At 42.5% G+C, this 23,522-nt stretch carries 25 protein-coding genes and 1 pseudogene; 17 read left to right on the top strand and 9 right to left on the bottom strand.

Annotation, left to right across the window (positions count from 1 at the left end; all coding sequences use genetic code 11):
* Positions 1-54: 54 nt before the first annotated feature.
* The 5 genes and pseudogenes from crp to Xish_RS19375 form a co-directional block, all read right to left on the bottom strand.
* Entirely contained in the window at positions 55-687 is a 633-nt protein-coding gene (gene crp / locus Xish_RS09305) for a cAMP-activated global transcriptional regulator CRP (protein WP_004240730.1), read from the bottom strand.
* A gap of 425 nt (positions 688-1,112) precedes the next feature.
* Positions 1,113-1,982 (bottom strand): phosphoribulokinase, encoded by an 870-nt coding sequence (locus Xish_RS09310; protein WP_099117629.1) that lies wholly within the window; start codon positions 1,980-1,982, stop codon positions 1,113-1,115.
* Between the two features lie 66 nt (positions 1,983-2,048).
* Positions 2,049-2,267, bottom strand: coding sequence for a YheU family protein (locus Xish_RS09315; RefSeq protein ID WP_099117630.1), 219 nt, complete (start codon positions 2,265-2,267; stop codon positions 2,049-2,051).
* A 271-nt stretch (positions 2,268-2,538) separates the two neighbouring features.
* Entirely contained in the window at positions 2,539-3,225 is a 687-nt protein-coding gene (locus tag Xish_RS18385) for a hypothetical protein (protein ID WP_141553966.1), read from the bottom strand.
* Between the two features lie 343 nt (positions 3,226-3,568).
* Positions 3,569-3,730, bottom strand: a pseudogene (locus Xish_RS19375) (transposase); the annotation flags it as partial.
* A gap of 107 nt (positions 3,731-3,837) precedes the next feature.
* Between Xish_RS19375 and Xish_RS09330 the strand changes: the two are divergent.
* A complete protein-coding gene (locus Xish_RS09330; protein WP_099117633.1) occupies positions 3,838-4,443 on the top strand; it encodes a LysE family translocator in 606 nt (201 codons plus the stop codon).
* A gap of 1 nt (position 4,444) precedes the next feature.
* Here Xish_RS09330 and murP read toward each other — a convergent pair whose 3' ends face one another.
* Both murP and murQ read right to left on the bottom strand, forming a co-directional pair.
* The gene (murP, locus tag Xish_RS09335) at positions 4,445-5,911 is read right to left on the bottom strand and encodes a PTS N-acetylmuramic acid transporter subunit IIBC (RefSeq protein ID WP_099117634.1); all 1,467 of its coding nucleotides are present in this window, start codon (positions 5,909-5,911) and stop codon (positions 4,445-4,447) included.
* Positions 5,912-5,940: 29 nt separating this feature from the next.
* Positions 5,941-6,846, bottom strand: coding sequence for an N-acetylmuramic acid 6-phosphate etherase (murQ, locus tag Xish_RS09340; protein ID WP_208614849.1), 906 nt, complete (start codon positions 6,844-6,846; stop codon positions 5,941-5,943).
* A 1,289-nt stretch (positions 6,847-8,135) separates the two neighbouring features.
* Between murQ and Xish_RS18795 the strand changes: the two genes are divergently transcribed.
* A complete protein-coding gene (locus tag Xish_RS18795) occupies positions 8,136-9,029 on the top strand; it encodes a LysR family transcriptional regulator (RefSeq protein WP_208614816.1) in 894 nt (297 codons plus the stop codon).
* A 334-nt stretch (positions 9,030-9,363) separates the two neighbouring features.
* Here the strand turns inward: Xish_RS18795 and Xish_RS09360 are convergent, their stop codons facing one another.
* A complete protein-coding gene (locus Xish_RS09360; RefSeq protein ID WP_099117637.1) occupies positions 9,364-11,313 on the bottom strand; it encodes an ABC transporter ATP-binding protein in 1,950 nt (649 codons plus the stop codon).
* A 250-nt stretch (positions 11,314-11,563) separates the two neighbouring features.
* Here Xish_RS09360 and Xish_RS09365 point away from each other — a divergent pair, with 250 nt between their 5' ends.
* Together Xish_RS09365 and slyD are read left to right on the top strand one after the other, a co-directional pair.
* A complete protein-coding gene (locus Xish_RS09365) occupies positions 11,564-11,767 on the top strand; it encodes a YheV family putative zinc ribbon protein (protein ID WP_099117638.1) in 204 nt (67 codons plus the stop codon).
* Between the two features lie 143 nt (positions 11,768-11,910).
* Complete coding sequence (gene slyD, locus Xish_RS09370; RefSeq protein WP_099117639.1) at positions 11,911-12,447, top strand: peptidylprolyl isomerase; 537 nt, start codon at positions 11,911-11,913, stop codon at positions 12,445-12,447.
* Between the two features lie 125 nt (positions 12,448-12,572).
* Here the strand turns inward: slyD and Xish_RS09375 are convergent, their stop codons facing one another.
* A complete protein-coding gene (locus Xish_RS09375; protein WP_099117640.1) occupies positions 12,573-12,791 on the bottom strand; it encodes a SlyX family protein in 219 nt (72 codons plus the stop codon).
* Between the two features lie 245 nt (positions 12,792-13,036).
* Between Xish_RS09375 and fkpA the strand changes: the two genes are divergently transcribed.
* The 13 genes from fkpA to rplA all read left to right on the top strand — a co-directional run bounded on the left by fkpA (position 13,037) and on the right by rplA (position 23,356).
* Positions 13,037-13,801 (top strand): FKBP-type peptidyl-prolyl cis-trans isomerase, encoded by a 765-nt coding sequence (gene fkpA, locus Xish_RS09380; protein WP_099117641.1) that lies wholly within the window; start codon positions 13,037-13,039, stop codon positions 13,799-13,801.
* 477 nt (positions 13,802-14,278) lie between these two features.
* Complete coding sequence (locus Xish_RS09385; RefSeq protein ID WP_099117642.1) at positions 14,279-15,016, top strand: helix-turn-helix transcriptional regulator; 738 nt, start codon at positions 14,279-14,281, stop codon at positions 15,014-15,016.
* A gap of 13 nt (positions 15,017-15,029) precedes the next feature.
* The gene (gene tusD / locus Xish_RS09390) at positions 15,030-15,425 is read left to right on the top strand and encodes a sulfurtransferase complex subunit TusD (protein ID WP_099117643.1); all 396 of its coding nucleotides are present in this window, start codon (positions 15,030-15,032) and stop codon (positions 15,423-15,425) included.
* A 33-nt stretch (positions 15,426-15,458) separates the two neighbouring features.
* Positions 15,459-15,818, top strand: coding sequence for a sulfurtransferase complex subunit TusC (gene tusC, locus Xish_RS09395; protein ID WP_099117644.1), 360 nt, complete (start codon positions 15,459-15,461; stop codon positions 15,816-15,818).
* A 19-nt stretch (positions 15,819-15,837) separates the two neighbouring features.
* The gene (gene tusB, locus Xish_RS09400) at positions 15,838-16,125 is read left to right on the top strand and encodes a sulfurtransferase complex subunit TusB (RefSeq protein WP_099117645.1); all 288 of its coding nucleotides are present in this window, start codon (positions 15,838-15,840) and stop codon (positions 16,123-16,125) included.
* Between the two features lie 214 nt (positions 16,126-16,339).
* A complete protein-coding gene (gene rpsL, locus Xish_RS09405; protein ID WP_010848548.1) occupies positions 16,340-16,714 on the top strand; it encodes a 30S ribosomal protein S12 in 375 nt (124 codons plus the stop codon).
* Between the two features lie 98 nt (positions 16,715-16,812).
* On the top strand, positions 16,813-17,283 hold the full coding sequence (gene rpsG / locus Xish_RS09410) for a 30S ribosomal protein S7 (protein WP_099117646.1): 471 nt from the start codon (positions 16,813-16,815) through the stop codon (positions 17,281-17,283).
* 93 nt (positions 17,284-17,376) lie between these two features.
* Positions 17,377-19,485, top strand: coding sequence for an elongation factor G (gene fusA / locus Xish_RS09415; RefSeq protein WP_099117647.1), 2,109 nt, complete (start codon positions 17,377-17,379; stop codon positions 19,483-19,485).
* 70 nt (positions 19,486-19,555) lie between these two features.
* Positions 19,556-20,740 carry an elongation factor Tu gene (tuf, locus tag Xish_RS09420; protein WP_099117318.1) on the top strand — a complete coding sequence of 395 codons (1,185 nt, stop codon included), beginning with the start codon at positions 19,556-19,558 and terminating at the stop codon, positions 20,738-20,740.
* A 335-nt stretch (positions 20,741-21,075) separates the two neighbouring features.
* Complete coding sequence (gene secE / locus Xish_RS09425) at positions 21,076-21,459, top strand: preprotein translocase subunit SecE (RefSeq protein ID WP_099117648.1); 384 nt, start codon at positions 21,076-21,078, stop codon at positions 21,457-21,459.
* 2 nt (positions 21,460-21,461) lie between these two features.
* Positions 21,462-22,007 (top strand): transcription termination/antitermination protein NusG, encoded by a 546-nt coding sequence (gene nusG / locus Xish_RS09430; protein ID WP_045959649.1) that lies wholly within the window; start codon positions 21,462-21,464, stop codon positions 22,005-22,007.
* A 215-nt stretch (positions 22,008-22,222) separates the two neighbouring features.
* Positions 22,223-22,651 (top strand): 50S ribosomal protein L11, encoded by a 429-nt coding sequence (gene rplK / locus Xish_RS09435; protein WP_074020842.1) that lies wholly within the window; start codon positions 22,223-22,225, stop codon positions 22,649-22,651.
* 3 nt (positions 22,652-22,654) lie between these two features.
* Positions 22,655-23,356: a 50S ribosomal protein L1 gene (gene rplA / locus Xish_RS09440; protein ID WP_099117649.1), complete on the top strand. Its 702-nt coding sequence runs from the start codon at positions 22,655-22,657 to the stop codon at positions 23,354-23,356.
* The last annotated feature ends 166 nt before the right edge of the window (positions 23,357-23,522 follow it).

Consider the following 23,522-nt stretch of genomic DNA (forward strand, 5'->3'; position numbering starts at 1 on the left):
AAGCCAGTGCGAAGTAACAAATACACTGGCTGATAGTTTCTGGTTTATCGGGAATTAACGTGTCCCATAAACGACAATGGTTTTGCCATGTGCAGAGATCAGGTTTTGATCTTCCAACATTTTCAGGATACGCCCAACCGTTTCACGCGAGCAACCCACAATCTGCCCAATTTCCTGACGTGTGATTTTGATTTGCATACCATCAGGATGAGTCATTGCATCAGGCTGTTTGGCCAAATTGAGCAGCGTCTGGGCGATACGGCCTGTAACGTCCAGAAAAGCTAAGTTACCTACTTTTTCGGAAGTGGTTTGTAGGCGACTTGCCATCTGAGCAGATAAACGCATCAAAATATCAGGATTGACCTGAATTAACTGGCGAAATTTCTTATAAGAAATTTCAGCTACTTCACAGGCACTTTTTGCTCGCACCCATGCAGTACGCTCTTGCCCCTCTTCAAACAATCCAAGTTCACCAATGAAATCTCCCTGATTTAAATAAGAGAGAATCATTTCCTTACCTTCTTCATCTTTTATTAGAACAGCAACCGAACCTTTAACAATGTAGTAAAGCGTTTCTGCTTTCTCGCCTTGATGAATAAGCGTGCTCTTGGATGGATATTTGTGAATATGGCAGTGTGACAAAAACCATTCAAGAGTAGGGTCTGTTTGTGGCTTGCCGAGAACCATTCGCTTTATCCTCTGTTGTTATTTCTGCCTTTATGAGTGTGAGAAACGGTAGTTCCTCTTCAGGCTGGCTTTATAAAGTCAATAGATTAACATATTAACCTGCTGAAAAACTGACAAGCGGGAATTTTATATGGATTATAAAGATGTCAAAATATTAGGCATATTGATCTTAATCCATATACCTTGCCAGTCCACGCTTGTAACCTTGTTTGTAACACAGGAAAGCTTTTCTGTCTTCTCCTGTATCGCTTCAGCATATTAAACTGGCTGTCAGATTACCAGAAATCAGGCAGAAGAGTTGGTTTTATTGATTTTACATTTATAAAAGGAAAAAATGTTGTCACAAAAATGGTCTGTTTATTTAAATAAAACAGGTAACATTATTTTTTGTTACCTGTCTTATTAAAAATTAAATGAGGATTAAATTACGAAATTTTTTTGCCTTCCAGTAATTGCTTAACAAGCGGCGCCATAATTAATTCCATTGCCAGCCCCATTTTTCCACCTGGAACGACGATAGTATTTATACTGGAAATAAATGAACCCTGAAGCATAGCCAGCAAATAAGGAAAATCAATTTGAGTGAGGCCACGGAAGCGGATCACAATAAAACTTTCGTCCAGCGAGGGAATAGACTTGGCAGAGAAGGGGTTAGAGGTATCAACGGTAGGGACACGCTGGAAATTGATATGGGTACGTGAAAACTGAGGAGTGATATAGCGGATATAGTCATCCATTGAGCGGACAACTGAATCCATGACGGCCTCTCTGGAATGCCCACGCTCGCCGGTATCACGGATGAGTTTTTGAATCCATTCTAAGTTGACGATAGGCACAACGCCAATCAATAGATCCACATGACTGGCGACATTATGTTGTGGCGTGAGAACACCACCGTGCAGTCCCTCATAAAATAGGACGTCCGTATTTGATGGCAGAGGTTCCCACGGTGTGAAAGTCCCTGGTGATTGATTATAGGGGACGGCTTCATCATAGGTATGGAGATATTTTCGGCAGCGACCATTACCCGTTTCACCATATTCAAAGAATGTCTTTTCCAACATACCGAAATCATTGGCTTCTGGCCCAAAGTAGCTGATATGTCTGCCTTGTTCTCTTGCTTTACGTATCTCGGCATCCATTTCAGGACGAGTGTAACGATGGAAACTATCCCCTTCTATCAGTGCTGCTGTTATGTCAAATTGTTGGAAAATCTTGCGGAAAGCGACACTGGTAGTGGTTGTTCCTGCTCCACTGGAACCAGTGATTGCGATGACGGGATGTTTGGCAGACATGAACAGACTCCTTAAGCAATAAAACTGGTGAATCAGTCAATTAGAATGAATAAAGTAAGCTGAACTTTACGGACGGAACATCTCTTTAGGCAAAATATTAACGGTTCCATGTAGTTCAGACCATACCAACAGAACCTCACTTCGTTCAAGCTGACGTTTTACATCCTGCACTTTTTGTTCGAGTGTTTTTTCCTGTTCACCGTAATCAGTACCTTCCCGCAGGACAAAACTTTCAATCAAGTTGTGGAGTGTATCGGCTTCCAATTGTTGCCACGGGATAATCATTGTGGTTGCTCCTGAGAATACTGTAATTCATCATCGGGTAAATTTAGACGTTGCCAATGGGTTATCGTCTGGGATTCATAATGAATTGATTTCATGATTAAGGACTGTTGATGTTTTGCGAAGGATTATGACAAGCCTGGACACCCTTTGACCTTGGAAGGTATTCCATTTGGTCAGGTGAAAGTATCTGATAAATCAAACGAAATTACTGCAATTTCCAAACTTTTCGCCTTGCTGGATATTGAAGGTTCCACAATCACCAATAAAACCATCAAAATGGCTCATTTTTGGGTATGTATTGATTCCATAATGCCTCACCTTCCTTGCCCTCCCAAGGTGGAGTAGTAGGTTTGCCCTTCAACCAAAATTGTATTTTTTGTTGAACCCGATAGAGATGTCTATTTCTATAAACCCATCTTAACTCACGCGCAGTGATATCTGACGCGGTGCCCCAAGAACTAGGGTATGCTTTTTTTTGCACTACACATTCCATGTCTATACTATCAAGAATAAAGTGCACATGCATATCTTTGGTTATTTCGTCATCGCTTATGGTTATCCAAGATAATCCCCCCTTACATTTTCTACCGAATTGTAACATTGCGTTAGCATCTATTTTTTCATCTTCTTTTTCTTCCTTTTCTATGTCCGCCAAAGATTTTTGGGTAGTGCAATATTTAGGATGCTGATCAAGATATGACATAAAGTTACTTTGGAAATGCTGTTTTTTCCCCAAGGTCATTCTGTTTTTTTGTTTCTGCCCGCCAATCTTTGTCTCTGCGTCTATTGGAATCACATACTCATCTATTATTCGAGGTCGTACTCTGTACTGATTCATTTTTAGTTCAATTAGTTGAAATTCATAATATTCTTTAGTGTATTTAAATCTATCATCCCTTAGCCCATAAATAAGATCACTAGGATAAATTTTTTGCCTAAACGGTGCATTGAATGGCATTTTTTTCTCCTTATATTATTATCTTAATTTTTTGATGGTGAGATTTTACTTATGTTGGTGTTTTATGCTAAATGAGTGTAATCTTTCCTCTCTCAGTAAGTCTAGTGATTTATTCTTAATAATTTCTGATTGTTTTTATATTCCACTGCCAAAGGAAGAGAGCCTGCGATACATCGGAATATGACTTCTGAAAGCCTGACTATCGTACTCTTTGTCAGTTATCACAAAGTCCGAAGGGGGAGTGTTTGACTAAACTTTCAGCATGGACAATATCACGCACTTGTCCCCCGAACAATACTGTCATCAATAAACAGCCATTCCCTATCGGAAAATCATGTAACTATTTGAAAATTAGTTGTAAAATCCCTTTCTTTGACCAGGCGTCAAAACGCGAAAAGACACTATTCCATTTGTCGGACTCTGTCGATAAATCACGCCAGAAAATGCTCGTTCTCATTCGATAAAGAATGCCTTCCAAAGTCAAATGATGTTCAGGCTCGTCATAATCCTTCGCAAAACGTCAACAGTCCTATTATCTTGTATATGAAATAACATACTGTTATCTTTCTTGAAAAGAAATGTCAACTAACTGGGTGGGAGGGGAATCTACCCATGACTTTAAGCCTGATATTCTCGCTTAGTATATTTATGTTTATTTCCGCTATTACACCGGGACCAAACAATTTGTTACTGACATCATCGGGAGCTAATTTTGGTATTCGCCGCTCTATCCCGCTTTGTCTGGGCATTATTCTGGGAATGCAGACAATTTTGCTGCTGTCTGCGTTTGGTGTTGCGGCGTTATTATTGATTTATCCTGCAATACATATGGGGCTGAAAATACTCGGATGCCTGTATTTATTATGGCTAGCCTGGAAAACAGCCACTTCGCATTATCAGCGGTTGGACACTACAACATCGTCAGGAAAGCCAATCAAAATTTATCAAGGTTGGTTATTGCAGTTCTTGAATCCCAAAACATGGTTGATGGGATTGGGAGCAATCAGTAGTTACAGTCTGGCTGGAGAGCTATATAACCATTCCATTTTTGTTATCAGTGTCGTGATGTTAATCATCAATACTCTTGCTGGTGTAATCTGGCTTGTTCTTGGTTCGCTGATTGGTCAGTTACTGAAAAGCCGCCGCGCGTGGTTCACATTCAATATCGCAATGGGGGGCCTGACTGCCGCTTGTGTGCCTTTAATTTGGTTTGGCTGAGCTAACTCAAATCGATATTTTTGCTCCCGAAGAGTAGCGTTAGCGTGAAGCCAGCGATATAAGAGACGATTAACCCGACTCCATATATTGCCATGCCCGTGAAGATGCCGTTGTTGGATGTCATCAGTGGCAGGGCAACCAGCCCGGAAGGGCCGAAAACGCTATTCAATCCGACAGGCCATCCCCACCAAGCAATCAGGCCGATAAAAAAACCACCTACGGCACCGCCGAGACAGGCGGTGACAAAAGGTTTGACGCGGGGAAGTGTGACGCCATAGATCAAGGGTTCGCCAATTCCCAGTAAACCTGGGATGATGGCGCCTTTGATCTGAGTGCGCAGCAAAGCACCTTTTTGGGCTTTGATGTATAACGCCAGTGCGGAGCCTACTTGCCCCGCTCCTGCCATCGCCAGAATGGGAAAAAGGGAATTAAATCCTTGTGCTTCCATCAAAGCAAAGTAGACGGGAACAAAGCCCTGATGCACACCAAACATCACGGCGATTAAGAATAGCCCTGCCAAGATGGCTGTACCGAACGGGTTGCCATTCAAATTCACGAACAGCCATGACATCACGGTAAACAGATAGCTTCCGACAGGCATAATGACGATAAATGTGACAGCGCCCATAATCAGTAGGGTGATCGTGGAAGTCAGGATCATATCCAGATCTGATGGCATGATTTTGCGGATCTGCTTTTCCACCCAGGCTCCGAGAATACAGGCAATCAGTATTCCTATAATATTGCCTCGAGGGTCAATGGCGAAGCCAAAAAAATGACTGATACCAGAGTAAAAACCACTGGTAGCTTCGGCGTTATAACCCAGCACAAATAGAGAAGCAATGATGGCTCCGTTAACCCCAGATCCTCCAAATGCCTTTTGTGCATTGTAGCCAATCAAGATACCCAAGAAACTGAACATGCCTTTGCTGAAAATTTTCATATAGCCAACCATCTCAACCAATATAGCGTTGGGATGAGTGGCTTCTTTAATAAAAACTTGTTCCAACAGAGTAGCAAAGCCCAATAACAGGCCAACGGCAATAAACCCTGGGATCAGGGGAGTGAAGATAGTAGCAAATTTAGCCAGAAATTTATGGACTGAACTAGTTTGTTTTTCTTTGAGATATTTTTTGTTAGAGGTGGCGATATCTTTTAGCGTGTCAGAATGGGGTTTAGCAGAGGGAAGTTCAGACTCATAGGGATGGCGTGTATCACTTAACAGTGTTTTCATTATCTCTGCTGCTGTTTGGGCTTTGCCGGGGCCAAGGACAATTTGAAGTTGGTCATCGGTCTCTATGACACCCAAAACACCAATAACCTTCTTCAACCTGAATATATCGGCAAGTGAATCATCTCGTAGAGTTAACCGCAAGCGAGTCATGCAATTACCACAGCGTACAACATTACCTGCCCCGCCAATGGCGTTGAGTATTTCAGCCAATATTTCCTGACGAATTCTAGCCATTGATACCCCCCCTTCTAAAGAGGCAAAGATTATCGGTTTGTTGAGATAGCAGGCCGGATAAGCCCTTGGTGTTCAGCCAGTAATGCTTTAGCTTCTTCGGCACTGACGCCCGATAAAATCATGACGATGGCGGTTTTGCAATGACCACCACAGGTGTTTAAGGCATGTTCTGCCATTTCTCTGCTGCACTCAGTGGCAGCCATGACAATATTCTTCTGGCGTTCAATTAATTTGGCATTGGTAGCTTCTACGTCAACCATCAAATTACCATATACCTTGCCAATACGGATCATGGCGCCTGTTGTGATCATATTCAGTATCAATTTTTGTGCTGTTCCTGCCTTCATGCGGGATGATCCTGTTATCACCTCTGGCCCCACGACGGGCGTGATGGCAATATCAGCTAATTGCACCATTGGGCTGTATGGATTGCAACTGATACAGGTGACAGTAGCACCCACTGATTTGGCATATTCCATTGCACCTAATACATAAGGTGTTCGGCCACTGGCGGCGATCCCTACCAGCACATCTCTTGGGTTAAAGTGTAGAGCCTTAAGATCTTCTGTACCTAATTGCCGATTATCTTCTGCATTTTCGACAGCTTTCAGAATGGCTTGATGCCCTCCGGCAATTAAGCCGATTACCTGCTCTGGTTTTGTACCATAAGTTGGTGGGCATTCACTGGCATCCAGGATACCTAAGCGCCCAGATGTGCCGGCTCCACTATAGATTAAGCGCCCCCCCTGACGAAATGCCTCGGCAACTTTATCAACCACATTGGCAATTTGAGGTAGTGTTTTTTCAACAGCAATAGCCACTTTTTTATCTTCATCATTGATGACGCGCAGCATATCGAGAGTTGAAAGCTGGTCAATGTGGGTACTGGCGGGGTTACGACTCTCTGTTATCATATTGCTCAAGTCGATTTTCATCATTTTTCTGCCATATTTTATTGAAACTAAGAAGTGATTTATGTGCGTCAGATTATCTTACTGAGCATTTAATATAAAATATACTCAAAATAGATTAAAAAAACCATGAGGCAATTTGATGTCTATTACTCACATAAATTAATTATTTTCACTTCGGTTATCGTTAAATTTTTTCAATAAAGTCGTCTGGAAAAATAATTAAATTACTTTTTTTTATCACATGATAGTAATTTTTTATTATGCATAATGGTCAAAAATTCTCTAATGTATGTTAAGCGTAAGTAAACATTGTTTTTTATATTGGTTAAAGTGTGGGGTTTTAAATTTATGATTAATAAATTCATAATCTGCTTTTTAACTCCAAATTTGCAGGCTATAACAGTGATAATCGCCATTTCCTTTTCTATGCTCTTTGACATATTCTGATTTATGGCAATAACGACAGTTAACGTCAAATTTAGCCCGATAAAAATCAAAATACTTTATCCATAAAATGACCTATCAATACAGAATATTCCGATATAAAAAAGATCAAAAACTTGTTAAGAATAAGCATGTATTATCACTAGAAACATAATGTAAAGCCTGCCATTGCTATATTGCTATTTTTTGATATCACATTTATGAGCGGAATTTTTTACTCGTTTTATGATGGTTGTTATCACTATTGTTGTATTTAATTTAACACTTTAAATCAATCTCATTATTAACACGTAATAAGAGTAAATATTAAAATGACCAGAAAAGTAAAACATATATGCGTTATTAGTAATATAGTGAGTGTGAACGAACTGCTATTTATTACGTTATACGAGTAAACCAGGTGTATATACTTTTATATATTTTTTGTTAATTGTATTTTTCACTCAATAAGCTCGTAGTGTTATATATTGGATTTCATGGTCTTTGGTATTTTCTTTAGCAGATCATCAATGGGTAAAGTTTGTGATTTTATGGCTTGATGTTCAGTATCCAGATCAGTTTTAAATCTCAATTATATTAATAATATTGTAGTTTAAAAAATGAAATAGAGTGTTAAACACTATTAACAACAAGAGAGTGTTTATTTTGTTAAAATAGTTAGTTACTTATGAAATTGTTTTTTAATGAAACTAAATCATAATAATAATAAATTTTTTGCGAATTTGATTCTTATTAACTAACATTTTATTAGTTAACATTTTGACCATTTGACCTGATAAAACCTTTGGCAAAACACTAAGTTAAAATGCTATCACCATGAATCTGTAATGTTTTGTAGTTATTTAACAATCATTGGGCTAAAGAACATGGATATACGCAATCTTGAAGCTTTTATCATTTTGGCTGAAACTCTTAATTATCATAAGGCTTCTAAGAGGCTTTATCTTTCTCAGCCCGCTTTGACGAAGAAAATCCACGGGCTGGAAGATATTCTTGGTGCATCACTATTTACAAGGGGACCAAGTGGAACAAGGTTGACAGATTTTGGGCAGAAGACATTGGAAAATGCCCGGAAGTTTTTAATTCACTATGAACACTTCAAAAGTCAGGTTCATTTCGATTCAAAAGAGGATAAGATCAGGCATTTATACGTCGGCTCTTGTTTTCCTATCCATAATTATTCTCAAATAGAGAAGCAGATTGTGGAAAAGAAAGGGAATGTTGTGCTGTCATTGGTGACTGGACTGTCAATTGAACAGCAGATAAGTTTACTGAATGCAGGGATGCTACATATTGCAGTGATGCCACTATCATCTATTAGCGCTCAGTTAGAACCTAAAAAGGTGTTTACCGAAAAGTTGGTTTATATCTTTAAGAAAGGGAGTTATCTGGTATCTAAATTTAGAGCAGTTTTAAGTAAGCTTGGAAATGGAGTTACTCCGACAGATTCATCAGAAAAAAAAGAGGTGGTTGAGTTAACAGATTATTTTAATGTTTTTCCTATTTATACTGGTAACGATATGCATTTGCTATTAAAAACAAATGATATCATGTTGATAATAAAGATGATTGCAAAAAATAGTGCCTATACATGTGTACCCAAACGCATTATTAGCTCTATTCCTGAATACTATATGAATTCTTTAGAAGTTGTTGAAACAGATAAAAAAATTGACCTTGGTGTGGTATGGGCAAAATCCATAGATGAGGCTTTGATTGAGGATGCTGAAAACTTTTCTACCTTAGTTGCTAATGTATGACTCAGTGATTATTGTTTGTTTTATATAGCGAGTTTTCATTTGGTCTCTTATGATAAGAGAAATTGAGAGTAACTTGTAAAAATGTTCTCAGTAAGGAGCACAAAATGAGAATGAGCTTCTTAAGCATCTCTAATTATAAATAATCTTCTACATAATAGATGACTTATTATTTTTTACTGCGAGTATTTTAGTTGTTTGCAAGCAATTTTATATTTTTGCTTTGTAAACAGGGATCTCTATTTTCAGTACTGAATAAATGATGGGATAAGGGAAGGAAATAATCGGGTATTGAATGACAATACCCGATTATCCCCACAAGCTTACACCTGAAAAATTAACTGATTTCTTGACTTACATTAAATAATGTTGTCATTTTTTCGAGCTGTTCCTGAATATCTAACCATTCCATTTCAGTATCTTCCAGTTTGGATTTTATTTTCGTCTGCTGATGCAGACATTCAGCTAGCTCAGTTTTACGAGCATTATCGTAAAGTGTGTTGTCTGACAGCTTTTCTTCTAATTCCAGCAACACCGCATCCAGTTTTTCCATCTGTTTTTCAAGGGCTGCAAGCTGCTTGCGCAATGGCTGCGTTTGATTACGGAATTCAGCTTCACGCCGTTTTTGATCTTTACGCTCTTGGGCACTGTAATTTTGAGTACTATTCGCTGAAGATTCGGTCTCTGATTTTTCCTGTCCATCCCGCATTTGTTGGCGTTGTAGTTCAGTTAGCCATTGTTGGTAATCTTCTAAATCGCCTTTAAAAAGTTCTACTTTGCCATCATGCACCAGATAAAGTTCATCTGTTGTAGAGCGCAGTAAGTGTCTGTCATGCGAGACGACGACCAAAGCGCCTTCGAAATCAATAAGTGCTTCAGTCAATGCTTGTCTCATGTCGAGATCAAGGTGGTTGGTCGGTTCGTCAAGCAGAAGGAGGTTAGGACGCTGCCAGACAATCAGAGCCAGCACTAAACGCGCTTTTTCACCACCGGAAAAACGTCCGCTTGGATCGGTCACTTGATCGCCTTTGAAGCCAAATCCTCCCAGATAATCCCGAAGCTGTTGCTCTGTTTCTTGGGGAGCGATGCGGGCTAAATGTTGTAATGGAGATTCATCTGCCCGTAGGTATTCCAATTGGTGCTGCGCGAAGTAACCCAACTTAATGCCTTTCGATAAGGCAATTTCTCCTTGCTGAGGTGCAAGCTCGCCTGCCAGCAATTTGATCAACGTGGATTTACCCGCACCATTGCGACCTAGCAGACCAATCCGTGAACCTGGCACCAGATTTAATTTGATAGAATTCAACACTGTTTTTTCACCATAGCCGGCACTGACTTTATCCATATTTAAGAGTGGATTTGGCAGGTTGTCCGGCTGGCGGAAACTGAAATGGAAAGGGTTATCAACATGAGCGGGAGCGATAAGCTCCATGCGCTCCAGCATTTTGATGCGGCTTTGTGCTTGTTTCGCTTTAGAGGCTTTAGCACGGAAGCGGTCAATATAGCTCTGCAAATGAGCAACTTTTTCCTGTTGGCTTTGGTATAGTGCTTGTTGCTGGGCAAGTTTGGCCACACGTTGCCGTTCGAAGGAAGAATAGTTGCCGGTATAGTCGTATAGATCCTGCTGCTCAATGTGTAGAATTTTATCGATGATTGGATCGAGAAAATCGCGATCGTGGGAAATGAGGATCAGGGTGCTGGTATAACTCTTCAACCATTTTTCGAGCCAGATAACCGCGTCCAAATCAAGGTGGTTGGTCGGTTCGTCGAGTAATAGCAGATCAGAGCGGCATATTAGTGCTTGTGCCAGATTGAGGCGCATACGCCAGCCACCAGAGAACGAACTTACAGGTTGCTCTAGCTGAGTCTGGGAAAAACCTAATCCATGCAGCAGACTCGCGGCTCTGGCGCGGATTGTCCACGCCTGAATAGTATCAAGCAAGCCATGAAGATGAGCGATGGCGTGACCGTCATTTTGTTCGTTGGCTATTTTGAGTTTTTGTTCCAGTTGCCGAAATTCACGGTCACCATCGATTACATATTCCAACGCTGACGTTTCCAGGGCTGGGGTTTCTTGATTAACCCAGGCCAGTGCCCAGTTGTTGGGGAATGTGACAGAACCGCTTTCAGCCTGAAGTTCATCTTTCAGTAATGCAAGCAGGGTAGATTTACCACAGCCATTTTTGCCAACTAATCCTACTTTTTGTCCAGGATTGATGGTTGCGTTGGCGTTATCCAGCAGGACGCGAATGCCACGACGGATTTGCAGTGAAGAGAAAACAATCATAGATGTCGTCTATATATAATGTGTTAAGTTAATTAATAGTTAAATTTATATATCCTTCATCTTTCAAGTTGCTGCTTTGTTGACTGCGTTCCCCATACCAATCGTATATTGATATGCATAGTGATCGTTGATGCGTATAGTGATCGATGTGCCGCAATTTGAAATCTATTGGGTATATGTGTTCAATTTTAAGTGCTTGGTATGCATGGTAGCGGAAAATAGGTGTTCTGACACGTTTTAGGGGGGAATTATGTCAATCAGTCGTAAGCGTTTTATTGCGGGAGCGATTTGCCCAAAATGCCAATCACAGGATACGTTGGCTATGTGGCAGGAGAATAAGGTTGATGTTGTTGAGTGTGTCCATTGTGGTCATATACAGAGGCAGACGGATGAAACTGTCACATCTCATATCAGAGAGCAGGAACAGGTCATTGGGATCTTTACACCGCAGTAATTCAATGTACGTACAACGAATTATGGATAAATTTTACCATTGCCTAGGTACAGCAACGTAGAATTCCGTTACAATTAACCGCATTTTTTGAGCAGTAAAAATTTTCCCTCACGGATTTTTCCCTCGGGTATGTAGGAGTTGTCATGAAAGTAACAAAAGACTTGGTGGTCAGCCTGGCTTATCAAGTAAGAACAGAAGATGGTGTTTTAGTTGATGAGTCCTCGGTGAGCGCACCGTTAGACTATCTGCATGGCCGTGGTTCTTTAATCAGCGGATTAGAGAAAGCACTGGAAGGTCGTGAGGTGGGTGAACGTTTTGATGTTAGCGTAGAAGCAGCAGATGCATACGGTCAGTATGATGACAATCTGGTTCAGCGTGCACCAAAAGATGTGTTTGTTGGGGTTGATGATCTTCAAGTTGGTATGCGTTTTCTGGCTGACACGGATCAGGGACCTATTCCAGTGGAAATCACTGCGATAGAAGGTGAGGAAGTGGTTGTTGATGCTAACCACATGCTGGCTGGCCAGAATCTGAAATTCAATGTTGAAATTGTAGCTATCCGTGAGGCGACTGAAGAAGAATTAGCTCATGGCCATGTACACGGCCAGGGTGGTTGTGGTGATCATCATCATGATCATGATCACGACGAGCATGAGTGCTGCGGCGGTAGCTGCCACTAAAACTGAATCAGGGTTGACTGAAAATCGTTAGTTACCTGAAACATCAGTAAGCAGAAAAGGGAAGCACATTAGCGCTTCTCTTTTTTGTCTAAGCCTTCCTTGGCATAGATTTCTCCAGATGAATATCAGTAATGGGGAGGAGGTGTTTCTTCAGAAAGTGGTGCAATGATGGATGTCTGGTGAGTTTGCAGACGTTCAGCAATTAACCTTAGTTGTTCTTTCAATTTGTCAGTTTCGATCTGTTGTTTTATCACTTCCTGATTCAATTCTTCAATGGTGGCTTCTTGATAAGCCAGCTTGGTTTCCAGTTGTTCAAATCTTTGCTCAAATTTAGATAATTCCATTATCTTTCCTCCTGCCTCTGAATCAATTAATGTAAATGACGGAACGATTACTTGGTCAAGATGACACTATCATGCTCGTATATCCAGTGAAATAGGGTATTACGAAACCTCTTTGCTTTAATGTTGTCTCAACGATTTTTATTGCAAGGTATAGCAAATATTGTCATTGGTTTCCTTAGGCGGTTATAGTAAACGTTATGACCTATGCTGATGGTAACCCCCACCCAAACTTATTGGAGAATAGGATGAAATCATTGTTTAAAACAACTCTGCTGGCAACAACTCTGGCGGTGGCATTTAGCGTACCTCAGGCTTTGGCTACTAATACTGAAACCAAAGACGAAGTAAAACTAAATAGTGCTTTTAAAACAGCAGAACAGCAAAATTCTTATGCACTGGGTGCTTCTCTGGGGGGCTACATGGCCAACTCATTGAAAGAACAGAAAACACTTGGTATCAATATAGAAAAAGCACAGTTACTGGCTGGTGTTGAAGATGCGTTAAATAATAAAGCTAAACTCACTGATAAAGAGATTCAGGAAACCCTGATGTCTTTTGAATCTAAAGTGAAAAGTGCAGCGCTGGCCAAGGCAGAAAAAGAATCCAGTGAAAATGGCGAAAAAGGTGCTAAATATCGTAAAGAGTTTGCTAAGAAAACGGGCGTAGTGGAAACTAAAACAGGGCTTCTCTATAAAATTGAAAAAGAAGGCGCTGGTAACGCACCTAAAGAGACCGATACTGTGGTTGTTAACTACAAAGGTTCTTTGATCGATGGTCAGGTTTTTGACAGTTCTTATGACCGTAAAGAACCGCTGACAATTCGTTTGGACAGCGTTATTCCAGGCTGGAAAGAAGGTATACAGCATGTGAAGAAAGGTGGAAAAATCACATTAGTTATTCCTCCTAAGCTGGCTTATGATCAGGCAAATTTACCTAAAATTCCAGCTAACTCTACTTTAATTTTCAATGTTGAATTACTGGATATTAAGCCCGCTGCCAAGGCAAAATAATTCCTGTAATTAAAGGACATTAGCAGGAGTTTAAGGCTCCTGCTTTATCAGATATTTCTTCCATCTTTCGATTTTCTGCTGATATTTACCTCTATTTGATTAGTAATGAGCATGGATAAAGAATAATAAATTTATTTGCTTATTATTTCCTACGGTATTAAATGAGATATTGTTTTTCGTATTTCAGGTGAATTCAGCATAAAGCTGTGATAGAACTCCGCGCTATACTCAGCAAGATCTTGACGGCGGTTCAATGTGGTTTTAACGTCACTATTTTGAATAGTTCGAATAGAATATAGAATAAACATTTTTAACTGTTTGTTTTTAGAACTTATCACATAAGGCTATTTAATTTGTTTGTAACAACAGGTGTTTACCAAAAGTAGGTGCTGAGTTGCAGTAATGTGATTTTATAATAAATCTTGCCCTAGATTTTTTTGGTGAGGCAAAGTCAGAATTTGAAGGATGGTGTATTACATGTCTACCCCGCTATTAACTGGTGATAATATCTCTAGTGATAACAGTGATATTGATTTGCTAGAAAACCAATCGTTTAGTGAAACTGATCACGAAATTTTAAAATCTTACGAAGCTGCTGTTGATGGCCTGGCTATGTTGATTGGTGGGCATTGTGAAATAGTTCTTCATTCACTGGAAGACCTTAAATGTTCAGCCGTCAGAATAGCTAATGGCGAGCATACAGGGCGTAAAATTGGCTCTCCGATTACCGATCTGGCGTTGCGCATGCTGCATGATATTACGGATGAAGACAGTAGCGTTTCTAAGGCATATTTCACGCGGGCAAAAAGTGGCTCGTTGATGAAATCTGTAACGATTGCTATCCGTAATCGCCAGCGTCGAGTCATCGGGCTTTTGTGTATCAATATGAACCTCGATGTGCCTTTCTCTGAAATTATTCAGACCTTTATCCCGGAAAAAACGCATGAAGTTGCTTCGAACGTCAATTTTGCCTCTTCTGTGGATGATCTGGTAGCACAAACTCTGGAATTCACTATTGAAGAAGTGAATGCTGATCGCAATGTTTCCAATAATGCGAAAAACAGACAGGTAGTGCTGAACCTTTATGAGAAAGGTATTTTTGATATTAAAGATGCCATTAATCAGGTTGCTGATCGTTTGAATATCTCCAAACATACGGTATATCTTTATATTCGCCAGTTTAAAAATGGTGAATTTACTGGTTCGGAGAAGTAATTTCGGAGAAGGAATGTCGTCACTGTCTTATTGTTTGCTGGTCACTGGGCCAGCTTACGGTACTCAACAAGCCAGCAGCGCTTACCAATTTGCTCAGGCGTTGCTCGCCTCAGGCCATAAACTGCATAGCGTGTTTTTTTATCGAGAAGGTGTCCAAAACGGCAATCAATTGGTTGCTCCTGCCAATGATGAGTTTGATTTGGTCAGAGCCTGGCAGGTATTGGCCGTCCAACATCAATTCGATCTGTTTATTTGCGTTGCAGCGGCACTGCGGCGTGGTATCGTAGATGAACAGCAAGCCCGTGAATTGAATCTACCTGCCGCTAATTTAGCCGAAGGGTTTGCACTTAGTGGGTTGGGATCGTTAGCAGAAGCGATGATGCTATGTGATCGTGTCATACAATTTTAGCGCTGTTTAGGTTTGCAATTTTCGTGGGTATCGATGAAAAAAATTGCCTTTGTTTTTACTGAAGCTCCTCACGGCTCTTCTGCCGGCAGGGAAGGGCTGGATACACTGCTTGCGACATCGGCATTGACTGAGCAGATCGGTGTATTCTTTATTTCTGATGGAGTATTCCAATTATTGGCCAATCAGCAGCCAAATAAAATTCTGGCTCGTGACTATATCTCAACCTTTAAAGTCTTGCCACTTTATGACATTGATAAATATTACGTTTGTCTGGATGATCTGGTGATTCGGGGAGGCAGCCCGACAAATAATTTTGTGCTGGAAGCTGAACTTCTTTCTGCCGCCGCAATTCGAGAATTGTTGGCGGGTTATGATCTTGTGTTGAAATTTTAATCTATTTCAGGCGGGTAACATGCTATATACTGTCAGTCGCTCACCTTATTATAATGACTTCAATGCAATGCTTGGCCTTGTATCTGATACAGATGATGTTCTATTGATGCAAAATGGTGTGTTATTGGGGATTAATGATAACCGTTATTTGGCTGAGTTGCTCCGTACAGGAGCAGGCATCTATATTTTGAAGGAAGATCTTGATGCACGGGGGCTGATTGAGCAAATTTCAGACCGTGTAATGGTGATTGATTACAATGGCTTTGTTAGCTTAACGGTGAAACATCAGCAAAATTTTGCCTGGTAGATGTGATTGGTAGATCTGAATGGTACTTTTCAGCAATTTTACCAGCCCAGCGCTTTGTCGGCGGCACTTTATCGATCCGATATAGAAAAACTGTATATTTCTTGACACCTCGTTAAGTCAGCAATAAAATTCCGCGTCCTCTTGTTTTGTCATAATGGCAGAGAGAGGGTAAAATCCGTGTTTACGAAGCAAAAAACCAGGAGCTTTTTTAATAATGGCAACTATTAATCAGCTGGTTCGCAAATCTCGTAGCTCGAAAGTTGTGAAAAGCAACGTTCCTGCTCTGGAAGCTTGCCCGCAAAAACGTGGCGTATGTACTCGTGTATATACCACCACCCCTAAAAAACCAAACTCCGCACTGCGTAAAGTATGTCGTGTGCGTTTGACTAACGGTTACGAAGTTTCTTCCTACATCGGTGGTGAAGGCCACAACCTGCAGGAACACTCCGTTATCCTGATCCGTGGCGGTCGTGTTAAAGACTTGCCAGGTGTGCGTTACCACACCGTTCGCGGCGCTCTGGACTGTGCCGGTGTTAAAGACCGTAAACAAGGTCGTTCTAAGTACGGTGTGAAGAAGCCAAAGGCTTAATGGTTCTCCGTTAAGTAAGGCCAAACATTTTTCACATTAATGTCAAAATAAACTCGTAGAGTTTTGGACAACCCTGAAATTCGAAACGGAGTATTTCCATGCCACGTCGTCGTGTAATTGGTCAACGTAAAATTCTGCCAGATCCAAAGTTCGGATCTGAACTGCTGGCCAAATTTGTAAATATCCTGATGGTAGACGGTAAGAAGTCTGTCGCAGAAGCAATTGTATATGGTGCGCTTGAGACCCTGGCTCAGCGTTCTGGTAAAAATCATCTGGAAGCATTCGAGCTGGCACTGGATAACGTGCGCCCGACTGTAGAAGTTAAGTCCCGCCGTGTTGGTGGTTCTACTTATCAGGTTCCAGTTGAAGTTCGTCCGGTTCGTCGTAATGCTCTGGCAATGCGTTGGATCGTTGAAGCTGCTCGTAAACGCGGTGATAAGTCCATGGCTCTGCGCCTGGCAAATGAATTATCTGATGCGGCTGAAAATAAAGGCGCTGCTGTGAAGAAACGTGAAGACGTTCACCGTATGGCAGAAGCTAACAAGGCGTTCGCACATTACCGTTGGTAATCCCTTATTGGGTATTCCATCGGTAGTGAATATGTTCTGGGTAGCTGTCCGGCTACCCGTTCTCTAAATTGAACGCCCACGAGAGAGGAAAAAATGGCTCGTAAAACCCCTATAACTCGTTACCGTAATATCGGTATCAGTGCGCACATTGACGCGGGTAAAACCACTACCACCGAACGTATTCTGTTTTACACTGGTGTAAGTCATAAGATCGGTGAAGTTCATGATGGCGCTGCTACTATGGACTGGATGGAGCAGGAGCAAGAACGTGGTATTACCATCACGTCTGCTGCGACTACCGCATTCTGGTCTGGTATGGCTAAACAGTATGAGCCACACCGTATCAACATCATCGACACCCCAGGCCACGTTGACTTCACTATCGAAGTAGAACGTTCCATGCGTGTTCTTGACGGTGCAGTAATGGTTTACTGTGCAGTTGGTGGTGTTCAGCCACAGTCTGAAACTGTATGGCGTCAGGCGAACAAATATAGTGTTCCACGTATCGCGTTCGTTAACAAAATGGACCGTATGGGAGCGAACTTCCTGCGCGTTGTTGAGCAGATCAAAACTCGTCTGGCTGCTAACCCTGTTCCTCTGCAATTGGCAATCGGTGCAGAAGATACTTTCACCGGTGTCATTGATTTGCTGAAAATGAAAGCGATCAACTGGAACGATGAAGATCAGGGTATTACCTTCGAATACGAAGATATTCCGGCTGACATGCTTGAGCAGGCTCAGGAATGGCATCAGAACCTGATCGAATCCGCCGCAGAAGCATCAGAAGACCTGATGGACAAATATCTGGGCGGTGAAGAGCTGACTGAAGAAGAAATCAAGGCAGCTCTGCGTAAGCGTGTTCTGGCTAACGAAATTATCCTGGTTACCTGTGGTTCTGCATTTAAGAACAAAGGTGTTCAGGCAATGCTGGATGCAGTTGTCGAATATCTGCCAGCCCCAACTGATGTTGAATCCATCAAAGGTATGCTGCCAGACGGTAAAGATACTCCGGCTGAGCGTCACTCCAGCGATGATGAACCATTCTCAGCACTGGCGTTCAAAATTGCGACTGACCCATTCGTGGGTAACCTGACTTTCTTCCGCGTTTACTCTGGTGTTGTTAACTCTGGTGACACCGTACTGAACCCGGTGAAAGACAAAAAAGAACGTTTTGGCCGTATCGTTCAGATGCACGCTAACAAACGTGAAGAAATCAAAGAAGTCCGTGCAGGCGATATCGCTGCTGCTATCGGTCTGAAAGATGTCACCACCGGTGATACTCTCTGTGACCTGAACGCGCCAATCATTCTGGAGCGTATGGAATTCCCAGAGCCAGTTATCTCTGTTGCAATCGAGCCAAAAACGAAAGCTGACCAAGAAAAAATGGGTATCGCTTTAGGTCGTCTGGCTCAGGAAGACCCATCTTTCCGCGTGAGCAGTGATGAAGAGTCTGGTCAGACTATCATCGCAGGTATGGGTGAGCTGCACCTCGACGTTCTGGTTGACCGTATGCGTCGTGAGTTCAACGTCGAAGCGAACGTAGGTAAACCTCAGGTTGCTTACCGTGAAACCATCCGTGCTTCTGTTGAGCAGGAAGGTAAGCACGCTAAACAGTCCGGTGGTCGTGGTCAGTATGGTCACGTTTGGCTACGTATCGAGCCTCTGGAAGCAGGTGGTGCTGGTTACGAATTCGCGAACGAGATCGTTGGTGGTGTTGTTCCTAAAGAATACATCCCAGGCGTCGACAAAGGCGTTCAGGAACAGCTTAAGAGCGGTGTTCTGGCTGGTTATCCAATCGTTGACGTTAAAGTTGCCTTGTTCGATGGTTCTTACCATGACGTTGACTCCTCAGAAATCGCCTTTAAAATTGCTGCATCCATGGCATTTAAAGAAGGCTTCATGAAAGCGAAACCAGTTCTGCTGGAACCTATCATGAAAGTCGAAGTGGAAACACCAGAAGACTACATGGGTGACGTCATCGGTGACCTGAACCGTCGCCGTGGTATGATCGATGGTATGGATGATATAGCTACGGGCAAAATTGTTCGTGCTCAAGTACCATTGTCTGAAATGTTTGGTTATGCTACTGACCTGCGTTCTCAGACCCAAGGTCGTGCTTCTTACTCCATGGAGTTCTTGAAGTACAACGAAGCGCCTAGCAACGTCGCTCAGGCTATTATCGAAGCTCGCAAATCTAGATAAGTTTTCGAGTTTACTATCTTTTAAGCTCCCTCATCTTTGTGACGGGGGAGCGGTATTAAGGAATAGAGTCGTGTCTAAAGAAAAGTTTGAACGTTCAAAACCGCACGTTAACGTTGGTACTATCGGCCACGTTGACCACGGTAAAACTACCCTGACTGCTGCAATCACTACCGTTCTGGCAAAAACTTACGGCGGTAGCGCACGTGCATTCGACCAGATCGATAACGCACCAGAAGAAAAAGCTCGTGGTATCACCATTTCTACTTCTCACGTAGAGTACGATACCCCAACTCGTCACTACGCACACGTTGACTGCCCAGGCCACGCCGACTACGTGAAAAACATGATCACTGGTGCGGCTCAGATGGACGGCGCGATCCTGGTAGTTGCTGCGACTGATGGCCCAATGCCACAGACTCGTGAGCACATCCTGCTGGGTCGTCAGGTAGGCGTTCCTTACATCATCGTGTTCCTGAACAAATGTGACATGGTCGATGATGAAGAGCTGCTGGAACTGGTAGAAATGGAAGTCCGTGAGCTGCTGTCTCAGTACGATTTCCCAGGCGACGACACCCCAATCATCCGTGGTTCTGCGCTGAAAGCGCTGGAAGGCGATGCAGAGTGGGAAGCGAAAGTTATCGAACTGGCAGAAGCCCTGGATTCTTACATCCCAGAGCCAGAGCGTGACATTGACAAGCCATTCCTGCTGCCAATCGAAGACGTATTCTCCATCTCTGGCCGTGGTACGGTAGTGACCGGTCGTGTAGAGCGCGGTATCGTTAAAGTCGGTGACGAAGTTGAAATCGTAGGTATCAAAGAAACGACTAAAACCACTTGTACTGGCGTTGAAATGTTCCGCAAACTGCTGGACGAAGGCCGTGCAGGTGAGAACGTAGGTGTTCTGCTGCGTGGTACTAAGCGTGATGACGTTGAGCGTGGTCAGGTTCTGGCGAAGCCAGGCTCTATCCACCCACACACCCAGTTCGAATCTGAAGTGTATATCCTGAGCAAAGATGAAGGTGGCCGTCATACTCCATTCTTCAAAGGTTACCGTCCACAGTTCTACTTCCGTACCACTGACGTAACCGGTACTATCGAACTGCCAGAAGGCGTAGAGATGGTAATGCCAGGTGACAACATCAACATGGTAGTAAACCTGATTGCCCCAATCGCAATGGACGAAGGTCTGCGTTTCGCAATCCGTGAAGGTGGCCGTACTGTAGGTGCCGGTGTTGTTGCTAAAGTGATCGCATAATTTTTTTAATGTGTTCATTTTGGAAGGGCATCGATAGATGCCCTTTTTATACGTTGTCTTAAGAAGAACCTATCTCATCAATAGTTGTTCATAATTAGATAATCAATAGCAGATGAATTGCCATTTCATTGCTATTCTTAATTATTGGTGAGATAGGCTCTGATACAACGGACGGGCTTAAATATCATTAAGATAAAAAAGTCCTACTGAATTATGGTGCCGAGTCAGATACAATTACAATTATCTTTGGGTCGGTCTGATTTGTTTTGCTCTTGCGAGGCAAGCTGGCTATCTATTTACATCATAGTTACTTACATATAGTTACAGGTTGGTTTATGAGTGCGAATAGCGATGCTCAAGAAAGCGGGCGTGGTCTTGATATAGCAAAATGGCTATTGGTGGCAGTGCTACTGGTGGTTGCTATTGTGGGTAATTACTATTACCGAGAGTATAACCTGCCTCTGCGCGCGATAGCCGTGGTTGCTATTGTTGCCCTTGCAGGAGCAGTTGCATTGTGGACTGTAAAAGGTAAAGCTGCATTAGCCTTTGCCCGTGAAGCCCGCATTGAAATGCGTAAAGTCATTTGGCCAACTCGCCAGGAAGCACTGCATACGACTTTGATTGTTGCAGTTGTAACGGCTGTCATGTCTCTTATTTTGTGGGGGCTTGATGGTATTCTGGTGCGTTTAGTTTCATTTATTACAGGCCTGAGGTTTTAAAAATGTCTGAATCCCCAAAAAAGCGTTGGTATGTCATCCAGGCATTTTCTGGGTTTGAAGGTCGCGTTGCTCAATCTCTGCGTGAACATATCAAATTACAAGAGATGGAAGATTCTTTTGGCGAAGTGATGGTGCCGACAGAAGAGGTTGTTGAGATCCGTAGTGGCCAACGCCGTAAAAGCGAGCGTAAATTCTTTCCTGGCTATGTCTTGGTGCAGATGGTAATGAACGATGCAACCTGGCATTTAGTTCGTAGTGTACCTCGCGTAATGGGTTTTATCGGTGGCACTTCTGACCGCCCTGCACCAATCAGCGATAAAGAAGTTGATGCGATCATGAATCGTCTTCAACAGGTTGGTGATAAACCACGGCCAAAAACTCTGTTCGAACCAGGAGAAATGGTTCGAGTCAGCGATGGTCCGTTTGCAGATTTCAATGGTGTGGTGGAAGAAGTCGATTACGAGAAGAGCCGTTTGAAAGTATCGGTTTCTATCTTTGGTCGTGCTACCCCTGTTGAGCTGGATTTCAGCCAGGTAGAGAAAGTCTAATCTGGTGATTAAGTAAGCGTCTTTGCTTGCAAAGGGTGTGAAATTAGCATACAATTTTACGCCTTTTGTTTTTTATCCAGGCATCATTTTTAGATGATACTTAGATAATATTAGGTTAGGTAATAGTTTTAAGTAACCTGGTCTTTTAGACGGGGTTAAAATCGTCAGGGGAGCCTCATTTTGAGGCGATAAAACCCACATAGAGGAAAAGATAAATGGCTAAGAAAGTACAAGCCTACGTTAAGCTGCAAGTTGCAGCCGGTATGGCTAACCCAAGCCCACCAGTTGGTCCAGCTCTGGGTCAGCAGGGCGTTAACATCATGGAATTCTGTAAAGCGTTCAATGCTAAAACTGAAAGCATTGAGAAAGGCTTGCCAATTCCAGTTGTTATTACTGTTTACGCAGACCGTTCTTTCACTTTCGTTACCAAAACCCCACCAGCGGCTGTTCTGCTGAAAAAAGCAGCAGGTATCAAATCTGGTTCCGGCAAACCGAACAAAGATAAAGTTGGTAAAGTGACCAGCGCTCAGATTCGTGAGATTGCTGAAACTAAAGCTGCGGATATGACTGGTGCTGACGTTGACGCGATGATGCGTTCAATCGAAGGTACTGCTCGTTCCATGGGCCTGGTAGTGGAGGATTAATCAATGGCTAAACTGACCAAGCGCATGCGCACTATCCGTGAAAAAGTTGATGCAACTAAACAATATGACATCAACGAAGCTGTTACTCTGCTGAAAGAACTGGCTACTGCTAAATTCGTAGAAAGCGTTGACGTAGCTGTTAATCTTGGCATTGATGCTCGTAAATCTGACCAGAACGTCCGTGGTGCAACTGTACTGCCACACGGTACTGGCCGTTCAGTACGTGTTGCTGTATTTACTCAGGGTGCAAACGCTGAAGCGGCTAAAGCTGCTGGCGCTGAACTGGTAGGTATGGAAGATCTGGCTGAACTGATTAAGAAAGGCGAGATGAACTTCGACGTTGTTATCGCATCTCCAGATGCAATGCGCGTTGTTGGCCAACTGGGTCAAATCCTGGGCCCACGTGGTCTGATGCCAAACCCGAAAGTAGGTACTGTAACTCCTAACGTTGCTGAAGCTGTACAGAACGCTAAAGCGGGTCAGGTTCGTTACCGTAACGACAAGAACGGTATCATCCACACCACTATCGGTAAAGTTGACTTCGACGCTGACAAACTGAAAGAAAACCTGGAAGCGCTGCTGGTTGCTCTGAAAAAAGCTAAACCATCTTCTGCTAAAGGCGTTTACGTTAAGAAAGTTAGCCTGTCCACTACCATGGGTGCAGGTGTTGCGATCGACCAATCTAGTCTGAGCGCATCAGTTTAATGATTTAAGCTGAGAATAACGCTTTACCTTAGCGTCAGATTTGTCTAAAATCTGACGCTTCAAATTTGCCTGATCAGTGTGTTTTATAACACACAACCTTAGAAAAATAAGGCAGTATCGGCAAATAACAAATTTTCGGTTGGAGCTTGGCCTTAATCCAAGCCCC

Origin of the sequence: Xenorhabdus ishibashii, assembly GCF_002632755.1 — a bacterium.
GTDB classification, from domain to species: Bacteria; Pseudomonadota; Gammaproteobacteria; order Enterobacterales; family Enterobacteriaceae; genus Xenorhabdus; species Xenorhabdus ishibashii.